10 protein-coding genes and 2 pseudogenes are annotated in these 19,080 nt (G+C 66.8%); 2 read left to right on the top strand and 10 right to left on the bottom strand.

The genetic code is table 11. The annotated features are described in order from the left end of the window. Positions 1-62: 62 nt before the first annotated feature. Positions 63-284: pseudogene (locus RBJ77_RS21960) on the bottom strand (DUF4135 domain-containing protein); the annotation flags it as partial. Between the two features lie 5,524 nt (positions 285-5,808). Here RBJ77_RS21960 and RBJ77_RS21955 point away from each other — a divergent pair. Continuing rightward, positions 5,809-6,039: a hypothetical protein gene (locus RBJ77_RS21955; protein WP_372346593.1), complete on the top strand. Its 231-nt coding sequence runs from the start codon at positions 5,809-5,811 to the stop codon at positions 6,037-6,039. A gap of 270 nt (positions 6,040-6,309) precedes the next feature. After that, the gene (locus RBJ77_RS21950) at positions 6,310-6,462 is read left to right on the top strand and encodes a hypothetical protein (protein WP_372346592.1); all 153 of its coding nucleotides are present in this window, start codon (positions 6,310-6,312) and stop codon (positions 6,460-6,462) included. Between the two features lie 1,852 nt (positions 6,463-8,314). Here RBJ77_RS21950 and RBJ77_RS21945 read toward each other — a convergent pair. From RBJ77_RS21945 to RBJ77_RS21905, 9 genes and pseudogenes are all read right to left on the bottom strand, one after another. After that, positions 8,315-9,031 (bottom strand): hypothetical protein, encoded by a 717-nt coding sequence (locus tag RBJ77_RS21945; RefSeq protein ID WP_372346591.1) that lies wholly within the window; start codon positions 9,029-9,031, stop codon positions 8,315-8,317. Next, positions 8,982-9,509, bottom strand: coding sequence for a PQQ-binding-like beta-propeller repeat protein (locus RBJ77_RS21940; RefSeq protein WP_372346594.1), 528 nt, complete (start codon positions 9,507-9,509; stop codon positions 8,982-8,984). Before RBJ77_RS21940 ends, RBJ77_RS21945 begins: the two co-directional genes overlap by 50 nt. Further along, entirely contained in the window at positions 9,490-9,759 is a 270-nt protein-coding gene (locus RBJ77_RS21935; protein WP_372346590.1) for a hypothetical protein, read from the bottom strand. The genes RBJ77_RS21940 and RBJ77_RS21935 overlap by 20 nt, the downstream gene beginning before the upstream one ends. Before the next feature lie 1,906 nt (positions 9,760-11,665). Then, entirely contained in the window at positions 11,666-11,872 is a 207-nt protein-coding gene (locus RBJ77_RS21930) for a hypothetical protein (protein WP_372346589.1), read from the bottom strand. Between the two features lie 814 nt (positions 11,873-12,686). Next, entirely contained in the window at positions 12,687-13,199 is a 513-nt protein-coding gene (locus tag RBJ77_RS21925; RefSeq protein WP_372346588.1) for a PQQ-binding-like beta-propeller repeat protein, read from the bottom strand. A 331-nt stretch (positions 13,200-13,530) separates the two neighbouring features. Beyond that, complete coding sequence (locus RBJ77_RS21920; protein ID WP_372346587.1) at positions 13,531-13,806, bottom strand: PQQ-binding-like beta-propeller repeat protein; 276 nt, start codon at positions 13,804-13,806, stop codon at positions 13,531-13,533. Positions 13,807-14,359: 553 nt separating this feature from the next. Further along, a pseudogene (locus tag RBJ77_RS21915) lies at positions 14,360-14,482 on the bottom strand (hypothetical protein); the annotation flags it as partial. After that, positions 14,479-14,946 carry a hypothetical protein gene (locus tag RBJ77_RS21910; RefSeq protein WP_372346586.1) on the bottom strand — a complete coding sequence of 156 codons (468 nt, stop codon included), beginning with the start codon at positions 14,944-14,946 and terminating at the stop codon, positions 14,479-14,481. The gene RBJ77_RS21910 and the pseudogene RBJ77_RS21915, both read right to left, overlap by 4 nt. Positions 14,947-16,845: 1,899 nt before the next feature. After that, a complete protein-coding gene (locus RBJ77_RS21905) occupies positions 16,846-17,133 on the bottom strand; it encodes a hypothetical protein (protein ID WP_372346585.1) in 288 nt (95 codons plus the stop codon). Between the last annotated feature and the right edge of the window lie 1,947 nt (positions 17,134-19,080).

Below are 19,080 nucleotides of genomic sequence, written 5' to 3'. Positions count from 1 at the left end.
AGTGTAACTTCGTTCAATCAGGAGGTGGGTGTTTAACCGTTTTCGCATTTATCGTGAAACGCTCATTTCGTTTTGCCCTTCACCTGCACCCAGGTCGCGTACCTCCGCTGGCACCAGCTGTTCCCACGACTGGGTGCCGTCGGCGGTGAGCGCCAGGCGAGCGAGAACCGGTCACGGTCCAAGGCATCGCGCAGGAAGTCGGGGTGCTTGCTGTCCTCCAGGAGGCACTGGTAGTACGCCGTGGCGCGGACGATGTGCCTCATCTCGACATCCGTGAACCGGTCGAGTACGGCCGACCCAACTGCTCTTGTCCTTGACGATGGCGCGGTGGGTCCAGAGCGAAGCCCGCTTCGACTTCGGAGGCATACCCACGGGCATCGACCACCTCGTCAACAGCTCGACCCTGCTGCTGGTATCAGCGGCCCATCTCCACGTGCTGCTCGACGAACCGCATCTCATCGGTGCCGGTGTTCTGCGGAACAGGAACAGGGATGAGGGTCTTCTGTTGCCCTCCACTCCCACAGGGCTGGTCTCGAGCGCGTGGGCAACTCCCTCGTTACGGACGATGAGTTTGGAGGGCAGCAGACCGACTCGCAGCACGCCGTCGACCATGGTCATCGGCCGGCGTGGACCAGAATCCCCGGCTGTCGGCAGAGCGCCAGTGGAACAACGCCTCCATGTCGACCATCACCAGAGGATAGGCGCCGTGCGCGATGACGTTTTCGTGGTGGACGTCGACGCCGCACAGAGGGACGTGGATCCGGGGCAGAAAGCAGCGCGCGGTGCGCCAGAAGAATCCTGGAGCGCGCAGCTGTCGGCCATTGAGCATGACGGATGGTGGTCCATGAAGCTGGACCACCGTAACCCTCGCCCGCCAGTGTCCTCGGCGCAACGAGGTCGTAGTCGGGGTCCTGGCCCGTGGAACCAGCTCAGAACCTCTCCCCAGGCGACGTCGGAGGCAGACCGGGAAGCTTGCCAGACGAGCTTCTTGCGCGTGAAGGTCACGATGGCGAACACTGCGGCCCGCGGCGGTGGGTGTCACCGGCCCGCACTGGCTGTACGTCGACGAGGGTCACCAGGGCCTCCGTCACGCACCGGGTTGTCGAGCTCGTCCGAGGTCGGCAAGAGGCCGCTCGGCGAACTCGGCCCGGGACTCGACAACGTGAGGATGTCGCCGAGGTGACCTGGGAGAACGGAGTATTCGGCCCAGAGCTCGCTCTGGGCCAGGTACTCGCCGAGCTACCGGACGAAGTCGGCGAATCGGTCTTCGGGGGTCTCCCCGTGCAGGCGTCCCGGGCGACGTTGAGCTCCAATAACACCATGGTCCGCACGATGGCCCGCATTGATGTCCTGCTGTGGCCAGGCTGCGCTCAGGGGTGTCGGCGATACCGGCGATCCGGGACCCCAGTAGTTCAAACAGGCGCTGATGGAGTTCGCGCTGGCTGCCCGTGGATCGGAGTGCCGCGGCAGGGGCCGCCAGCGAGGTGTCGCGACCGATGGCGAGACGGGACAATGCCTCGTCCGTCTCTCCTGCTTCACCGCACGCCGCCTCAGATCCCCGCGCGCCAGGAGGGACGGGTATCGACCCGCTCGCCGGCCAGACGGGCCTGGAAGTCGTCGAGGCCGAGATCCCAGAGCTCACCACCGTGGCAACGGATTCGCTCCGAGCCGAAGACGTCCGAGCCACCGCTTCATCTCGGCTGCTCAACGTCGGTGGCTGGCGACGGGGTCGCTTTCGATCTGCGGAGAATACGCCACCGCGTTATGTGCCAGGGGAGAGTTACGAACAGACATGTCCTGCCTTTCCAAGGGGTCCTCCCGCGCCGCCGGAGCGGCGGCGGAGGCCGGCGCTGTCCGGGTGCTGATCGGCAGACCACCGACAGGTGATACTGCAGAGAGCCGGGTTGGATCATCGTGAACGTCTTGGGGAGACGAAGCAGCGAGCCGATGCCGAGTAGCGATCTGGGTACCGCCGCCGGCGCACCAGCGAGCTCGGTGACCTCGAGGTGGATCAGTCAGGCACGTCCCGGAGGTGCTCGGGCCGCCGGGAGGGTGCTTCGGTACTCCAGGGTCTTTCAGAGCACCGGACGATGTCCATGTGTTTCTCCTTAAGTGGTGTGAGGTCAGCAGCAGCCGAGGCTGGAGTAGCCCTTGGTGCCGTCACCGGGCTGCGACGCTGAGGGTCACCCCGGCGCACCACCACGAGGTCCCCCGCCGGCCACTTGCGACAGCTGCGTGCGGGACGTGCCGACGGTCCGGCCGGGTTCGCGGAATCGCTGGTCAGCCCCGGAAGGGGTGGCCCAGTACCGGGTTCTTCAGCCTTCCACTGTGTCCATTTCTTCCTCTTCCTCTTTCTCTCTTTGGTGACGGGATGCTCTCAGCACACGGCGAGACTGACAACGCACCAGGACGAGACCAGAGTCGCGGTCTTGGTCACGCCCCGAGCCCCGCTTCGCCGCCTCCTACTACTGCCGCAGGCCCTGCGAGGTCGAGCTTGCTGACCCGGGGTTCCCGACCGGATGCCGTGGAGGGGTCGCCAGAGTCCGGCGGTACTCAGGTCCTTCCAAGCTCGTACGGAATCCATTCCGATTCCTCCCTTTTGAGCTTGCTGGTGCGTGGTGCGGCTGAGAGTCCCTGCCACTACCGCTGATTGCATCAATGACGGACCGGCGGGTTCCAGATGATTTTCGTTGGAACGTAATCGGAATCGACCATTCCGAGCCAGTGTCGGGACGTGTCTGTGCGTAGCGGTCCGGACAGAGGGTCGGTAGGGAGGACACGTGGAGCTGGATGACGCCGGACGAAGTGGTGAGGATCACCAGGCCGCTGATTTTGGGCAGCGGAAATGTCCGCAAAGGCGGCGGGATGCAGAGCACACCTGAGGGACGATGTTCGCAGCCATCGCTTACTGTATGCGCGCCAGCGAGCGCTGCGATCATTCCCGATCTTTGTCCCTGGGATGACATCTGGGAGCCCTTGGGTGGTGCGTGCTGTCCGCCTGGATGATTCGGCCTACTCGACGCCGTCTACAGCACAGAGGGGTGGTTGGTTTCTTAGCCCCACGGGCTTGGTTGGCGGATACCAAGATGTACGTCAGGCATGAAAAGAATGCGGTCCGTGTGACCTCGGGTCCGAATTCTCACCTGCGTCGCGCACCCGTTCCCTCTGCCTCGCCAGACGACCGAACGCTATGAATGACCGATGCGGGCATGCGGGTGAGGTTGTCGAACCCTGATCGGGTTTGAATGGAACGACGATGCAAATTTTGTCGGGTACTGATGCGCGCTGAAGAAACACGGGCATCGCCGGGTAACCGTTTGCTTGCCCGAGATTTCCTGCGGCATGGACATGGTCATCGACCTCTGAATTTCTTCCCTGTCACTCGGCATCAAAAACATCTGCAATGTGGCGGAAAATTCAGTCGAGACTCAGCAGCTCGCGGGCGCGTCGCGCTGTGCAGCATCGCGTGTCCCTTCCGGATGCTCCACCACGGGGCCGGCATCCACGCAGCGCGGTCGCATGCCTGCTGGCCGAGGCGGGTGACACGAAGCGATGCGGCGCGCCAGTTCGTTGGTCGAGCATGGATGGGCCAGCGCAGCAAGAGCAGCCCGCTCGAGTGCGGCCCAGCGCCAAAGCCGTCCGGCTGGGCCGGCGCATATGGTTCTCGCCCGAGAGGTGGGTAGACCAGCACGGGGCGAAGCTCTGGGTCGATAAGCGTCACCGGTGTGCCGCTGCAGAGACCAGGACGGGTTAACTGGTGATTCCGCGCCTCCAAGTACCGAGGTCTCTGTCCGCGCAGTAATCCGACGCTCAACACCGAGGGTCCTCCCAATGTGCGGCAGGCATCCAGCAGAGGTCAGCATCTGCCCGACGCCTCCATCGAGGATCTCCTGTCCCGACCCTGGTCCGCTCCAGCCAGCACGGTATTTGTGAGGGTGGAATTGAATGGATCGATGAGTTCGCGATGATACTGGTCAAAAGCGCTTTGCTAGATCGCTTGAGTGGTTCCCGTCTCCTCGGTTGACAGTAGGCGAGCCAGGCTATGGGAGCCCTTCGGTTGGCGAAATACCACTTCAAGTTCGGCTCTGTATTCTCCGGACGGGAGTGCTGCGAACTATGTCGATCAATTCTCCCGTCCTCCCCCACGGTCCGTTGCGAAATCAGGAAAGCTCCATTCGGCGGCACCAGCGACGTAAGCACATTCGGCATTCGATGGGGTCTCGAGAGCCAGAGGCGAGGGGCGCGCATACCGAAGCCAACCCTGGTGCCGCGCTGCGTTACGTTCCCGAACGCAGTCGATTCAGGCTGGTTGCGATTTCCGCATACGCTGGGCGTGGCGGCCATCTGGATACGCATCAAGTCGGCCCCAGTGAAATGGATTCGCAGTCTCTGCATAATTTCTTTCCAGTCTCATGCGGAACGTACCGTTCCCCGCTTTGCATGCCGCATTCACATCTTTAGAAGTGCCCCAATGTGCATGAGGCTGGTCACTACATCACGGCCAGAAACAGGAAATGGCTAGGGTGTCGAGATCACTCTTTCGAAGATGCGGTCCTGCCCAGTCCAAAGGGCGGCCGTAGCCAGTCGAGGTGTTCACCAACTTGGGGACGGTTATCGATTCGGTGGCAAGTTCCTCGCACCAAGCAGGATCAACGTAACCTTACCTTTGACGATGCAGTCTGCCCGTGTATCGAGAGCTACATCGTCGGCCGAAAACCCGACGCCTTATGCCAATGCCGATGGAATCAGAGTTGCGCTCATCCTTACCCGCCACCGCTGCGGAGAGCGCGCGACCGTGCGAGGTATCAAACAATGCGACTGCACGTGCCGGCCTTGTGACTGCAACGCCTCAGACCCTACCCGCGCCGCTCGATCCGATCGACGATCGTCCCCATGAATTGAGCTGAAACTGAGGTTCTCCTCTCGGTAGGAAGCCACCCGCCGTGCCAGAGGCGACCTCGGCGTGCTGCCCAAGGCTGCGAATCGGGACCGTGCCAGCGAGCTCCGCCGCCTGCCTCACTGTGGAGCTCAGCGGGGCGGCGAACTGCCGCCGGCGCAACAGGGAGCGTGGCGAGCACCGGCCTGCGTCTCGGTACCGCCCATGCTTGCTGGCCCCAAGCAGTCTCAAGAGCATCTGGTCCTTGCCTCCCATGAGAAGTGCCGGGGAAGGGCGCTGCCTGATGCGAGGACAGCCGACGGCGTCCGTCCGGCTGGTTCGCTTCGCAGGCTCAGCACCATCCCTTCGCCGACACCGAATATCGCAGGTGCCCGAGGAGCGGAGGAACCAGGAACGGTGGCCAGATCTGGTCGGCTGGTCGCAACATCCTGCCTGTTCACGGCCTGTCACAGGGACGCCACGGCTCAGTCACCGGGCCAGGTGACGTCTTCCGTCTCGCGCATCTCGGCTCCTAAGCCCAGGCACCACCCACTGGCGGATCCATCGCCCATCCCCACGGAGTGACTCTTGCCTGCGCATCACATGGCCGTCCTCGGCATCACCGCGGTGGAGGAGATCTACCGGCTGCTGCTGCGCGGCCCGGCATCGAACTCTGCGAGGTTCACGTTCTGCCGCGGCAGGCACCGATCGTGCTGGACGCGGCGGTGCCGCTCGACTGAGAACTGCACGTCATTCGCGAGGATGGCGGCAGGTCTGGCCGCACTCCCTGACGTGGTGGTGAACCGGCTGGCCCAACAGCGCCTCGAGGAGCTCTACCACACCATTCGCACGCTCTCGGATCTGGAGACCCATCGTGGATTCCCTGACGCTCGAAGATCAGGCGAGCGGGGTCGGATCCCGAACACGCCCCGGTGGAGCGGCTGATCGGCCTGCCCGCCATCCGTGAGCGCCTGGACGAACTGGCCTTCTTCGCCCGCTCGAGATTCTGGCCTGCGGGACCGTACGACGCGCTGACCCTGGAGAACATCGAGAGTGCCCGTCCGCTGGATCTGCGCTGCCTGCGCCGCGGCGTCGTCGTGCGCAACCTGGTCCGCGCATCTGCGGTGAAGGACGACACCACCCGGACTACCTCCAGGAACTGACCGCCGCCGGGGCCCACGTCCGAGTGATTGAGGACCTGAGTGAACTGGATGCTGGTGTACGACCACCGCACGACGCTCGTGCCGGTGGACCCGAAAAACTACGTCCAAGGGTGCCCTCTGCTCGAGCGAGGAGGGGATCGTCACCACCGTCGTCAACAACTTCGAGCGGCTGTGGGCGGGAGCCGATGAGTTCACCGACGTGGTCGGGCCGGGGAGCAATCGTCCGACGAACCCGAACTGACCACTCTGCAGGCCGAGGTGTTGCAGGCGATGTGCACGGTCAGCAAGGACGAGACCGGCGCGCGCCAGGTGGGCACGGCCCTGCGCACGTATCGCCGCTACATATCGGAGCTGATCCGGATCCTCGGTGCGGAAAATCGCGCCCATGCGGCGCTGCTGGCCCGGGAGCGGGGCTGGATCTGACGCACCTGGGCGTGCCTGCCGTCAACCGCCCGGCCACATCTGGGCATCTGCCCACAGCCGCTCGAAGTGACGGACGACAGTGCTCACTGTTCTGGGTTCCGTGGTGACAGAACATGCCCTCGGCGAGGTCCGACGGTGCGACGGGCACCAGCGCGGTGTGTCCGTCGCACACGGCCGTCGCACTGTCCGAGGTGGGCAGGGACCCGCACCTGCGCCCCTGCACCGGCCAGCCGGCCCAGGTGGGCGGCGGCCGACGGCACGGCCGGCACGGCCTGCCACACCAGAAGGCGCACGGTGACTCCACGGTCCAGCATCCGCAGGCACAGCGGCACGGTCAGTCGGGAGACCCAGCTGTCGGTCGCTGGGCAGGGGAACGCACGCCAGCACCTCGTCGCGGGCGCTCCGGGCGAGCTCCTCCACGCGCTGCCGCAGCACGGCGGGAATCGCTGATCCGTTCCGGCGGCCGGCGGGCGGGCACCAGTGCGTCGTCATCCTCCCAGGGACCGCCGGCCGCCGCCGACTCGTCCTCCAGCGAGCGCACTACCCCGTATGCCTGGGAGAGGCTCTGCATGATCGTGTGCAGCTCGGCCAGCAGCTGCTCCGTCAGCCGGCCGACCACTCGCTCGGGTTGCTCCGGCCACAACAGTCCGTCCTGCTCGACCACGGCTCCCAAGTCCTTCAGCCGCCTTCACGGTGGCCGCGCCGGTTCCGTGCGGGTGCCAGGACGCGGCGACGATCGTGCGGGCGCTCCGGCCGGGGTGCCGCAGGACGTGCCGGTACGCCTCCTCTTCCGCAGGCGTGAGACCCAGGGCCTGCATGCGGTGCATCGGCGGTGCTCCTCGGGGAATCGGCAAAGAGGTACTGCACAGGCGACGGTCCGGGCACCGTGCTCGGCGCCCGGACCTGGACCGGCCCGCGGCGGGGCCCTCTCGCTCGAAGGATCAGGTCTTCGGCCCTCCTGCCAGCCGTTGGCCGGCCCGCAGGCACTGTCCTGGGATCGAGACAGGGGCTGCGACACCACGGTGCCGTCGCCGCTCGTGGACGTGAGGCCGCTGGCGGCGGCGAACACCCCGCCGCCGCCAGCGCAGTCAGCACCGCCGCCGTGATCCCCCGACCGACCCTGCTGGTGACGGTACGCATCATGGGTCTTCCCTTCCAGCGCCCCTGGACGCCGCTTCTCGAGAGCTGTCCGGGCCTGATCCCCGGTCGCCCCCAGAAGCATCGCAGCGATCTCTCCCGTCCCACAGGTCTCCCGTTGGCAGGCTCCTGACGCCTGTCGTGCACGATCCTGCCAACTGCCCCTGGCCAACAGGTCCCGCACGGGCCGGGTCACAGCCCTTCAGCGCCTCAGTGGGGGGACCTACGTGTCGCTCCACGCGCCGGGGCCACCGAGACCGCCGTCAGCAGGAACACCGTCAGGCCAGGCACCAGGAACAGGGCGCCCGCAGACGGGAGCAGAAGCCACCCCCTGACGTACGGTGCCAGGTCCGCACTGCCCCGCAGCAGAGCGTCGGTGCCACCGCCAAGCGCCGCACCGAGTGCCATGCCCCCGAAGGGCGGCCACGGCACCGACCGCAGCCGTCTCCGTGATAAGGATCGTCACGACCTAAGCTCCCATCTCTGAACCGCCGTTGTACCCGCACATGCGCCACCGTGAGGGCAACCTTTCCGCCACGAGGACGGTCCCTGTCTTCATGATCCTCTCGTCCGAAGACGCCGGTATCTGGATCCCTGCCCGTGGTGTTCCTGCTGGGAGCAGCGATCGTCGCGCCTGTCGTCTGCGTGGTCCTTGCCGCACGCGTCGCCCTGCGTTTCGCACGCGCTGCCGCCGCGGGCGACGCCTGGCGAGCGGTCACCCCCAGCACGTGGCTTGTCGCCGGCGGATCAGGGCGCATGCGCTGCCGGATGCCGGTTCACCGTCTCGTTGTTCACCGCACCGGCTGACTGGTTCCCTATCCGTGACCTTCGTCTGCGGCTGCTTCGCGCTGGCCGCAGTGGCGATGGCCGCACTTACGGCAGCACAGAACCGGCTCCTCAAGAATGACGGATAAGAGTGCTGGCCAGCCGGTCTGGCGGATGCCAGAAACGGTCGATACAGCCTGACGCGGCAACACCCGCCCTCGGACGGACAACGGGGGCACGAGGTCGTCAGGTCGTCTACGACATGCGACCGCGGCCCGCCCTGCCGTGCGCACACGGCGGCGACGCTGCGGGAGCTGAGCCACAGGGCGGGCCAGTCGTTCGGGCGCTCGATGCCTGCTGGTAGGCGACCCACTCTCTGGTGTCTTCCTTGGTGTCGTACCCCGCCAGGTAGAGGGCCTGGCGCCGCAAACGGACGGACAGAGCCGCAAGAGCGGGACCAGGAAGGATTGCTGACGAACAGACGACATCGCGAGTGCTCATCCGACACCGCTGTCAGGACGCTCAAACAGGCAGCGCGTGCAGCTTCTTGCCGTGCAGGGGCGAACACGTACTTGCCGTCGGTGGCGACCAGCCACTGGTGGTAGTCACCGCTGCCGTCATTGAACGTCCAGCGGAGCTTGCCTGTCTCCGCGTCGATGGCGTGCACACCGCCCTTCTCGTCCAGTTCCGTCGCCGCGTAGAGCGTGCGGCCCACCTTGACGTACTGCCAGGGGGTCTTGCCGTCCGCCTCGGCGATGTCCTGCGCTCTGCCAGATCTTCGCGCCGGTCTTCGGCTGGACCGCCCAGAGAGTACGGGAGCTGTCAGCGACGTACAGCACGCCGTCCACCAGGCCGGGCTGCTTGAACGAGCCGAACCGGCCGGCGTCCAGCGTCCACTTCCTCGCGCCGTCGGACAGTGCGAACGCCTGGAGTTTGCGACCCTGCGCGAGAATCACCAGGCCGTCGTGGACGGCGAAGCCCTTGAAGTTGGTCTCGTTGGTCTTCTGAGTCCAGACCTGCTTGCCGGTAGCGGTGTCGCGGACCGTGAGGTTCTTCCTGAAGTCGGTGTGGACGAGCCGGTCGCCGTGCACGGCGGCGGTGACGCCCGTCTCCTCGGTGCCGAAGTCACGCTGTTCCCGCCACATCACGGCCCGAACGGGCGTCCAGCGCGGCGATGACGTTGCGCTGGGAAGTGAAGTCCTTCTCCAGGATCCCGGCGATGACGTACACCTGTTTGCCGTCGGCCGCGATGACCCGCGGTTGCCGGAACGCCTTGCTCGCACGGCTGCGCCGTCCTTGCCGGTGGCCGGGTCGTAGCCGATGACGCTGTTGTCGTACTGGGCGCTGGCGAGGTAGAGCGTGCCGTCGGCCGTCAGCAGCTTGCCAGGTGGGCACGGTGCCGTCCGGCAGCGACCACTTCTGCTCTGCCGGACGCGCCGTCCCGGGCCACCATCGGTTTCCCGGCAATGAGCACCAGGTCGGACGCGGCGGTCAGGTGGCCATCACCCAAGCGACGGGTGCACGGCGGCGGACTCGGTCCAGACGGGCTTCGGCGCCCCACCAGCATCCGCGTCGGTCTCTTTGCCGCCCCCCCGGACGGCTGCGGGCGTGGCGCCGGCAGCGTTTTCGCTTCTCCTCGCAACCGACAGCTCCGGCACCGAGCAGCGACAGCGCGACGCCGCCGCCGGCCAGGCGGAGCAGCCGTCTGCGGGACGATATGCCGTGGGCCCGGCGGCCGTTCGTCGTCATGCTGTGTGCCTCCGTTGCTTTGGCGAGTGAACGCAGCGAAGCTAGCCCTTGCACGCGACCTGCAACCTCTTGCGAACGCCTGTCACCATGCCGTGAAGTGATCGAGACACACCCTGGGGACGACAGTGCGCCGACAAGCGAGCAGGAACTGCCGTCCGCGAACGCGCGGAGGGGCTCGAACAGTTGAAGTCCATCGCCCCGGGACGCCTCCGTCCCAGACCGCGCACTTCAACGGAGGAGGCCAAGGACGCCCGCATCGTCACCGGACCCGCCGTCGACTGGCCCACCTAGAGATCCGAGAAACAGGGACGAGTCCATCGCCCACGTCGACCCTCAGGCCCGACGGCGGCGAACCTCTGCCGGAGACGGCAGCTGGGTCGCTGATCATCGTGCGGGCCTCGCGAGCCGCGAGCGTGATGCCGTTCGACGATTCGGAACCCGGCCTCCCGGTGGGCGCGCTGATAGCGACTGATCGATGCCCGCATGATGACGCCCGTGCTGAGCCCGAGAACGACGACAGCGAGCGACCCCAGCGTCAAGAACCCGGTATCGAGGCCGGCCCAGGCGACGATCCCGGCCACGAGCCCTGCGAGAGCCACGTAGAGGGCCAGGTACAGGAGGACCCTCGACCTTCGCTCGCCGGAGGTGCTGCGCACGCTGCAGCCCCTCCTCCATGGCACGAGCTGCTCGATCTCGGCGTCCGCGCCGTCGCAAACTGCTGGAACAGCTGCTCGTGTCCCGCGCTGCCCCGGGACCGCTGCCTTGATCACCGTTCCATCTGCGGCAATATGCCACTGGATCGTCCATGGCTTCTTCTGCTCCACGCTTCACCCGTCTTATCAGCAAGCAACGGCCTTCACTTCGCCACGTCGGCGACGATGCTACTCTTCCCTGGCACGCCCCGATCCGCTCGCCCGTCTGCCTGTGGCTGCTCACACCCAGCCGGTTCTGCTCCTCCTCGATGATCCGGCGGGGCGAGCTGAGTGTCGGACACGTCCACCGCGTCCAACGTCGCCTCGGCCCGCCGTCACGCGTCGCGACCTTCGGCACGATGGACTTCCACCAGGTCAAGTGGTAGCCGCCCTCGGCGGCGCTGGGCGCCTTCGTCGTCTTCGAGGACGAGGCCGGATTCGTATGGCCCCCGCCGCGCGCCCGCACCCGGGAGCCGGCACGGGCCCACGCCGGTGGCGCGCGCGCGGCAGGCCCTGGCTCCCGCTACTGCGCGTCCTGTGCTGCGCCACCGACCGCGCCGCCACCGCAAGTACCGCCGCAGAGGGCGCAACGGCTTCGTCTGGACACCCACGACGATCACCCGAATGCACCTCTCCGCCGCGGCCGGCTGCGCATCCCGCACCGCCCCTACTTGATCGGCAGATGCCTCACTGGCACCACACTCAAACTGCCCCACTATCCGACAATGCCCTGATACGGGCAGTCATCACGAGGGTCGTTGCGGTGCGGCGTGCCTCAGCTGGTCCAGAGGACGGGGCTGTCGCTGTAGGCGTCCGCCTGCCGTACTCGGCTCCCGTGACCGGGTCGCCCTTGGTGGCGCTCAGGCTGCATCGTCTCGAATGAGGCGCCCTTGGTGGTGAACTCGGCCGACGCGTTCTCGCTGTCGCACTTGCACGGGGATGTCGCCGGTCAGAATGACCCTGGTTCCCCTGTCCGTTCGCAAGGACGCCTTCTCAGCTTCAGCGAGGTACGAAAGGTCGGTGCCGCCGACGTTCTCCACCTTCAGCTTGATGAAGTAGGGCGTCATCCCCTTCGCCTTGGTCCCGAACTTGGCACATGTCGGACTCGGCGCCCTTCGTGATCGCCGTGACGGTGACCGCGATGGTGCCCTTCTTCTTGCTGGTGTACTCGAACGGCAGCACCGCTCGGTCGCCCACCTTCAGCTTCGCGCCCGGCTTCGTGACGTCACCCGTGGCCGGGACGATCTCCGCCCTCGCTCCCGCCGTCGGCCGCAGCCGGACTCTCCGAGGCAGGCGACTGCGGAGCGGACGCGGCGGGCGACCTTCGCCGAGCCGTCCGTGTCGCTGCCGTCGTCGCAGCCCGAGATCCCGAGTCCGACGGCGGCCAGAGCGGCCGCGAACGCGATAGGTGCCTTGCGCATGTGTAACTACCCACTTACTGGTGATGATCTTTTGCCGGTGGCGGTCACCCCTGCCGGCGCACGGCGGCAGACGGCAGGATTGGCGTGCGCGCGCCGCTCCCGGCGAGCTTGCGGTCCTGAGGCAGGATCGCGTGGGCATCTGCACGGATATCGACAAGATCTCCGCGAACACCCGCTGCGTGAAGGCCGTGGAGCCCCGGCACAGCGTGTCGGTTCAGTTGCCGCGAACACGCCGATCTGACGGCCGTCGATCTCGACGCCGGTGTCGCGAGGCCGCAAACGCTCAGCTCCTGGAGCACGCCGAGGCGGACGCAGAGTGCGCGGCGGATCAGTGCCTGCCAGTGCTGGGGCCAACAGATGGCACCGCCCCACCGGATGCCTGCTGCTCGATCTTCGTCATGCTTGCAGGCCGCCCTGCCGATGCCGCCGCGGTGCTGTTGGTCATGAGCGGCCGGCCTCCTCAGCACGACTGGTTCTCATCGTTCGGGTTGATGGGCTGGGCCCCCGGCGAGTCGGCTATAAACCGTCCCCACGCTGCGGCCACGCATGAGCGCTCAGTGTCCGCCCGTGAGGGGCGTGATCGGGGCTTGCCGAGAACGCTGCTTTCACCGGCGACCCCGACGATCGCCTCCTTCACCATGACGATGCTCGGCACTCGCTTCTCCGCTGACAGACCTGGATCCCTCAGTTGGGCCGTGGTCCATCGGGTGGTGCCGGTGGAACGGTCCAGGGCGAGCAGACGGCCGTAGCGATTGGCGAAGTAGAGCATGTCGTTGTTCGGCGACTTGGTGGGCGCGGAGAGGTTCTCGACTTGGGTGTTCTTGCGCCACAGCGTGGTGCCGCCCGCCGCGTTGACCGCGGTGACCGTGCCGTCGGGCCTGACGAAGTAGACCACTCCGGCGATCAGGGTCGGTGTTCCCCGGACGGTCTCCTTCAGGGGCGTGCGCGTGAGGGCCTTGGTGCGTGGGTTCACCACCAGAAGAGCCGAGTACGCCGGGTCGCGCCTGTTGTCGTCTGCCGTGTCCTCGCTGGCGCAGTACAGCGAAGAGTGGCCGTCCGAAGGCCACACCGAGGGGCTGTGCCGTGAGAGGGAGGGCGCCGATCTCCCGTGCGGTGCCGTCGGCCGGGTCGAAGTGCAGGAGACTGGCCTTGCCGCTGAAGGGGTCGGTCGCGTCGGTGCACACCCCATAGGGATCACCCGCCACCACCAGAGGCGAGCAGTTGGTGCCCTGCGACGATCGGGCGGGCACCGCCACAAATCTCTGCCGCTCGCTGCGTCGAGGGCGACGAACTCGCTCGCGCCATCAGGCACGGCAAGCGACGCCGCCGCTGAACAGGGCGGCGGGATGGCTCACGTCGGCGGTGCGGGTCCAGGCCTGTTTGCCAGTGGCGGTGTCGATGGCCACGAGCCGCTGGGCGGAGTCCATGGAATCCGCGTCCAGGGGTACGGCGACGTACACGCGTCCGTTCCTGACGCCAGTGGGCGCTGCGCGGCCTCGCTGTTGTCGCCGAGGCCACCGCACGCGGCCGGTGGCGGCATCGATCCGCGCGACGGTGAAGCCGGTGCCCGCGCAGTACACCGAGGTGCCGTCGGCGACGCATCAGAGTCCACGGTGTCCACGTTGGTGGCCGTCGGCTCGCTCTTGGCGTCGCGTCAGGCTGGTGCGCCAGGCGCGCCAGCCGGGCGGCAGATCGACGGCGGTCGACTGTGGTCGGTGACTTGTCGGCGTCGGCCGGCCCGACGTGAAGTGGTACCCCACCACGCCTGCGACGGTGACGACCAATGCGACGCTCACGGCGAGCGCGATATGACGCCGGCGACTCTGTCCGATCGCGCGGGGGCGCGGACCGGTTCGTCGGTCCGCCGACATCGTGGCTCCCCGGTGCGGGCGCGGTTTCCTGGCTCGCCAGGTGCTGCGCGGCGGAGCCCGCGGCCGACGGTGACAAGGTGTCCGGCAACGTGGGAACAGGGCCTGCAACTCGTTCAACGCAGGCCGCTGTTGCGGGTCCTTGTCCAGGCAGCGCTCCACGGATGGAGCGCAGTGGCCGAGGCGTGCGTTCCAGCGCGGGTACCTCGTGCACGATCCGATAGCCCGTCATGTACGGACTGTCGCTGTCGAACGGACCGTGCCCCGTAGCCGCGTACACGAGCGATGATCCCAACGAGAACACGTCGGATGCCGCGGTGACGTCACGTGGCGAGGCGAACTGCTCCGGTGACATGAACGGCGGGGTGCCCATCAGCCGGCCGGTCACCGTGAGGGCCTGGTGATCGGCCGCATGCGAGATGCCGAAGTCGATGACGCGCGGACCGTCCTCGACATCAAGACGTTGCCAGGCTTGAGATCCCGGTGCACCACACCCGCCCGGTGGATATCCCGCAACGCCTCGACCAGGCCCAACGCCAGCAGGCGTAGTTCACGCCCGCCCAGCGGTCCAGTCTCGGCCACGACGCTGCCCAGTGTTCTGCCGGGCACGTACAGCGTCGCCATCCACGGCTGTTCCGCCTCGGGGTCAGCGTCCACGACGGGGGCGGTGAACGCGCCGCTGACCCGGCGGGCCGCCGCGACCTCCTGCCGGAACCGGACCCGAAATTCCTCGTCCTGCGCGTACTGCGCGTCGCACGACCTTGACCGCCACCTGGCGTCCGGAGGCCGCTTGCCCCAGATAGACGGCTCCCATGCCGCCGCTGCCGAGCTTGCCGAGGATCGCGTATCCACCGACGGCTCCCGCCGCCCCGGACTCTCCGATACTCATCGGCATATCGGCGCCACGTCCAGAGTCCCCGCATCACGTACCTGTTCTGCCACAGAGCGGCACGGCCTATCGCCCTGCGGGAAGCGGCCGGTAGGCGACCGAGCCACCGACGCCAGAGACAGGCATCACATAGCGGGGAGACCTCGAGTGACATCGCGCTGGCCGTCCCACACCGGCAACAAGCCGTCCAAAGGCAAGCAGCAGCTCAAAGGGACTCGAGGTCGGATACCGAACTCAGCGGCCGACTCGGCCAGTTCCGCCCCAGCAGCCTGACGCCTTCTCCCCACAACGAAGGCCCCTCGCCAGGCCAATTCCTCCTGCCCTGTCAGAGCTTGCCTTCGAGGCAATACGGTGCGGTGGCCACCGAGACGGCGTGAGAGGTCCACGAGGAACTCCAGGCCGCAGTTTGGAGCGGTTCCAGAACGTGAAGCCGAGATGGCCAAACGCGAAAGTAGTCGTTGGCCCAGTGCCACGCGTGCACGGGAGCTGTCCGGCCACAGGACGGACACGCGACGGGCTCTATCGTGCTCCCCTCAGCCCAGGGTTCCACTGCCTCCTTGAACCGGTCCCACGCCTCCTCGATGGGCGACCAGTACTCGTCGACGAGAGGCACCTCCGCTGCGCAGTGTGGGCAGGTGACGGCCGAGGGTTCGCCCTGCCCAGCGTCGAAAGACCGTACGTCCCACGGTGACGTGCAGGCCGTTGCTCCATACTGTTTGCGAGTTCAGGATCCGGGACCTCGATGGCTTCGCCGTAACGCGTCCCCTGGCGCGCTGCCCGGCTTCAGCGCCGAGAACGCAGTCGGTACGCCCTGCCGAGATGAAGCCGTCCGCAATCAGCCAGTCAATGATGTTCGCCGCGAGCCCTGCGCCTCCCTGGCGTGGCCTCGGTGTCGACGATCGTCTGGAACCAGTCGCCCATGATCTCCCCTCCAGCACTCGTGCCTGCGTACCGTAAGTCTCAGCACGCATTTTACAGTGGCCCGCCGATACCGCGTTCGCACCGCAACTGTCGTCCGGGGCAGCCCGCGCACTGGGCCGGAGCGGGGCCGCCGTCGCAGTCTTGTCAGATCATCTGCAAATCGCGAATCACACTCGCAACATCCCACGACCCAAGGCAACTGCATCCCATCAAGTCCCCCATGCTGCCAGTCACCACTGACAACCAGCGGGCATCCTCGCGACGTTGCGCCCCATCGGCCCCAGACATGCGAGAGGGCTCGCGCGGCGTGCGAAGCAATGCGCGGAGCCCTCCAACGATGGGTGCGACGGCGCGTTCCTCGAAGGGCATGTAGCTGTTGCGAACGCCGGGCGGCACCCCGAGCAAGATCATTGTGGCTTTGGAGGTGAGAGCTGACACTGATTGTGCGACGACTTCGGGCAACTCCGTGCGGTGTCAGTGGGTAGGGCCAGCGGCGCCGTGTTCGCCGTGGGAAGCGCAGTGGCGGCAGTCGACGCTCACGTCACACCCGCCGGGTCCTCCGTGCAGTAGGAGGGCCGCGCGTCAGCGCGGGAGCAGCTCGTGACGCGCCTGCACGGTAAAGCCGCACGCTGCTCTGTTTGAGGATCCTGACAGAGGTGCCGGATGAGCACTCGCGATGTCGTCTGTTCGTCAGCAATCCTTAAAAGGCTCGCTGTTGTGACCCTCACCGCCGGCAGTCGGAGTCGACGGTTCCGCCTGCCGTGGTGCCGCTTGTGGACGACGAGACTCTCCAGGAGCTTGATCTCAGTCTACAGCGCACGCCTCAGCAGCTCGGAGGTGAAGAGGAACCCGTCGCCGGGGCGGATGGTGCATCCCACGAACCATCGATGGCTCCCGCCCGGGGACTCGGTGCGGAAGGATGGACCTGTGGCGCAGCACGGTCACGCTCCGGGTGGGATGCGGCAGTCATTCCGCGGTGGCCTTCCCGCCGTCTTGTCAGTGACGATGTCGACAACCCGCGCTGACCTACTGCCAGGCGGGAGCGTCCCGAACAGCCCCGGGCTTCGACGGGGCAGGGCCGTGAACATCGGCCACCCTCGGCACCTGCGCTCGGTCAGGAATGCCCCGACCTCCGCTGTCAGGTCGGCGAAGTCGCCCAGCATGTTGGGATAGTGCGGCTCGCAGCCGGTGAACAGCCGGAAGGACTCCGCCGCTTGGTGCACCAGCATGCCGCCACCATGCAGGACCCTGACACCAGGGCATGTGCCGTGGTCAGGAGCGGAGTCCACAACGGGTGGTAATTGACATCGGCGACCCACAGGTGCGGTGCAGCGAACTCGGGCAGTGGCAGGCGGAGGTCGTGTTCGGTGCCGATGGGTGAGGCGTTGACGAGGCCGTTGGCGTCCGCCGTGCGCGCTTCAGCCTCGGAGCCATGACGGCCCGCGCCCAGTCGGTGCCCGCCGACGCGTTGAGGTTCTTGGCGGGCTGCGGGCTCGCCTCGAGGTTGGGGTCGGTGAGCCAGAGGCGTTGCTGCACCGAGGTCGAGCAGCGAAGGCGACCGCGGATCGGCGCCTCCGGCGCCGAAGTTGGACCACTTCATCCATGCTTGCTCCGGGCGGGCCGCATGTGAATGCTGCTCACTGTGGCCTGACGTCGACGTGTTGTGGCCCCACGGCGCCGGCGTCGGTGAACACCACGGTGTTGGCGGCTCCTGATGCGCTGGGCCGATGGGGCCAACCGGTGCGGGTGGAGGTATCGCCAGTTGTTTGTACGCTGGTGGGTGATGTTCAGCCGCAGGCGGAGTTGGGACGCTGAGCGGAGTATCTCGTCGAAGGCGCCCGTCGGTTCTGCGGCAGTCGACCGGCCCGATGTCCAGGAGCCGGTAGAGGCACCGTGCATGCCGTGGCGGCGCGCCTCGCCTGCCGTGCAGCGCGGGGGCTGGCGGTGACCTGCGCGATGCCACCGCCGACGCAGGGCCAGCCAGCTGTGACCGTGCATCCGCGACCATGGCGGCTCCCAGCGAATGTACGAACCAGTTCGTTATCTTTACCAGTTCCTAAGCAGGGCGTCGCGCCAGAAGGTCCCCGACGTCACTTCCGCAGACCGAAGATAGACCTCCTGCACTCGGGGATCATGGCTCAGGGCTGCCGAACTGCCGTCCGCATGACCGCCTCACCGTTCTCCATGACGATGCAGTGACTGGTGACGCCGAGGCGTCAGCTTGGCGTTCTGCTCCACCCAGCAGCAGGCTCAGGCCGTCCTCACGGAGCTTCAGCAGCACATCGAGGATGCTGCCGACTAGCTTCTCGGCGAGGCCCATGGACGGTTGTCGAGGATGGCAGGCGGGCCTGCTCATCAAGGCACGCCCCATGGCGAGCATCTGCTGCTGACTGCTGGAGAGGGCTCCTGCGAGGCGATGGCGCATCTCCCCAGGACCGGGAACAGGTCAGATCTCGTCGGTGAGTTGCTGGTGCGTCTCCTTGTTCCAGGCGCAGGCGCCCAGCAGTGAGGTTCTTGTCCACGGGCAGCCCAGCATGTGCCTCGCCTTCGGGTACGTAGCCGATGCCGTGGCGGACCATGTCGCGCGCCTTGTCCTGACAGGTCCTGGGCCGCCCAGGTTGATCTGGCCACGCCGCGCGGAACGAGCCCACCGCGCCTTCAGGTGGACGTCTTGCCGGGCTGTTGGCCTGATGATCCCGACGGACCGCCGGGCTCGACTGTGAAGCCGATGTTGCTCACCGCGCACACGCCCCCGTAGTGCACGCTGAGGTCTGCCACGGTGAGGCGGGGAGCTCGAGCCGAAGTCGGTGAGGTTCACGAGGTGGCTTCCTTCGTGCGGTCCTGCTGAACGCCTCGCCTGGTCCGCTGGGGAGTTCGCTCAGCTCTCGGAGTCAGCCGAGGTACGCCTCGAGTGACCTCGAGGCAGCGACGACGCCGGGGCGTCTCTGCGTTGACCTTTCCACTGGTCGGCACGGTGACTTTCTCGCACAGCGAGCGCGGCAGTCCGTGTTGTGTTCGATGAGAACGACCGTGGTTCCGCCGGCCCGACTGAGCGCACGATCCCGATGAGCTGCTGGACCTCCTCGCCGTTGGGAGGCTGAAGCGGCGCACGAAAACGCGAGCGTTTCACGATAAATGCGAAATCTTGCTGCACCATCCGATTGAACGAAGCCGCC

The organism is Streptomyces sp. KL116D (genome assembly GCF_030766975.1).
Classification (GTDB): domain Bacteria; phylum Actinomycetota; class Actinomycetes; order Streptomycetales; family Streptomycetaceae; genus Streptomyces; species Streptomyces longispororuber_A.
Note: the sequence above shows the minus strand (reverse complement) of the source record. Positions and strands in the feature narration are given on the sequence as shown.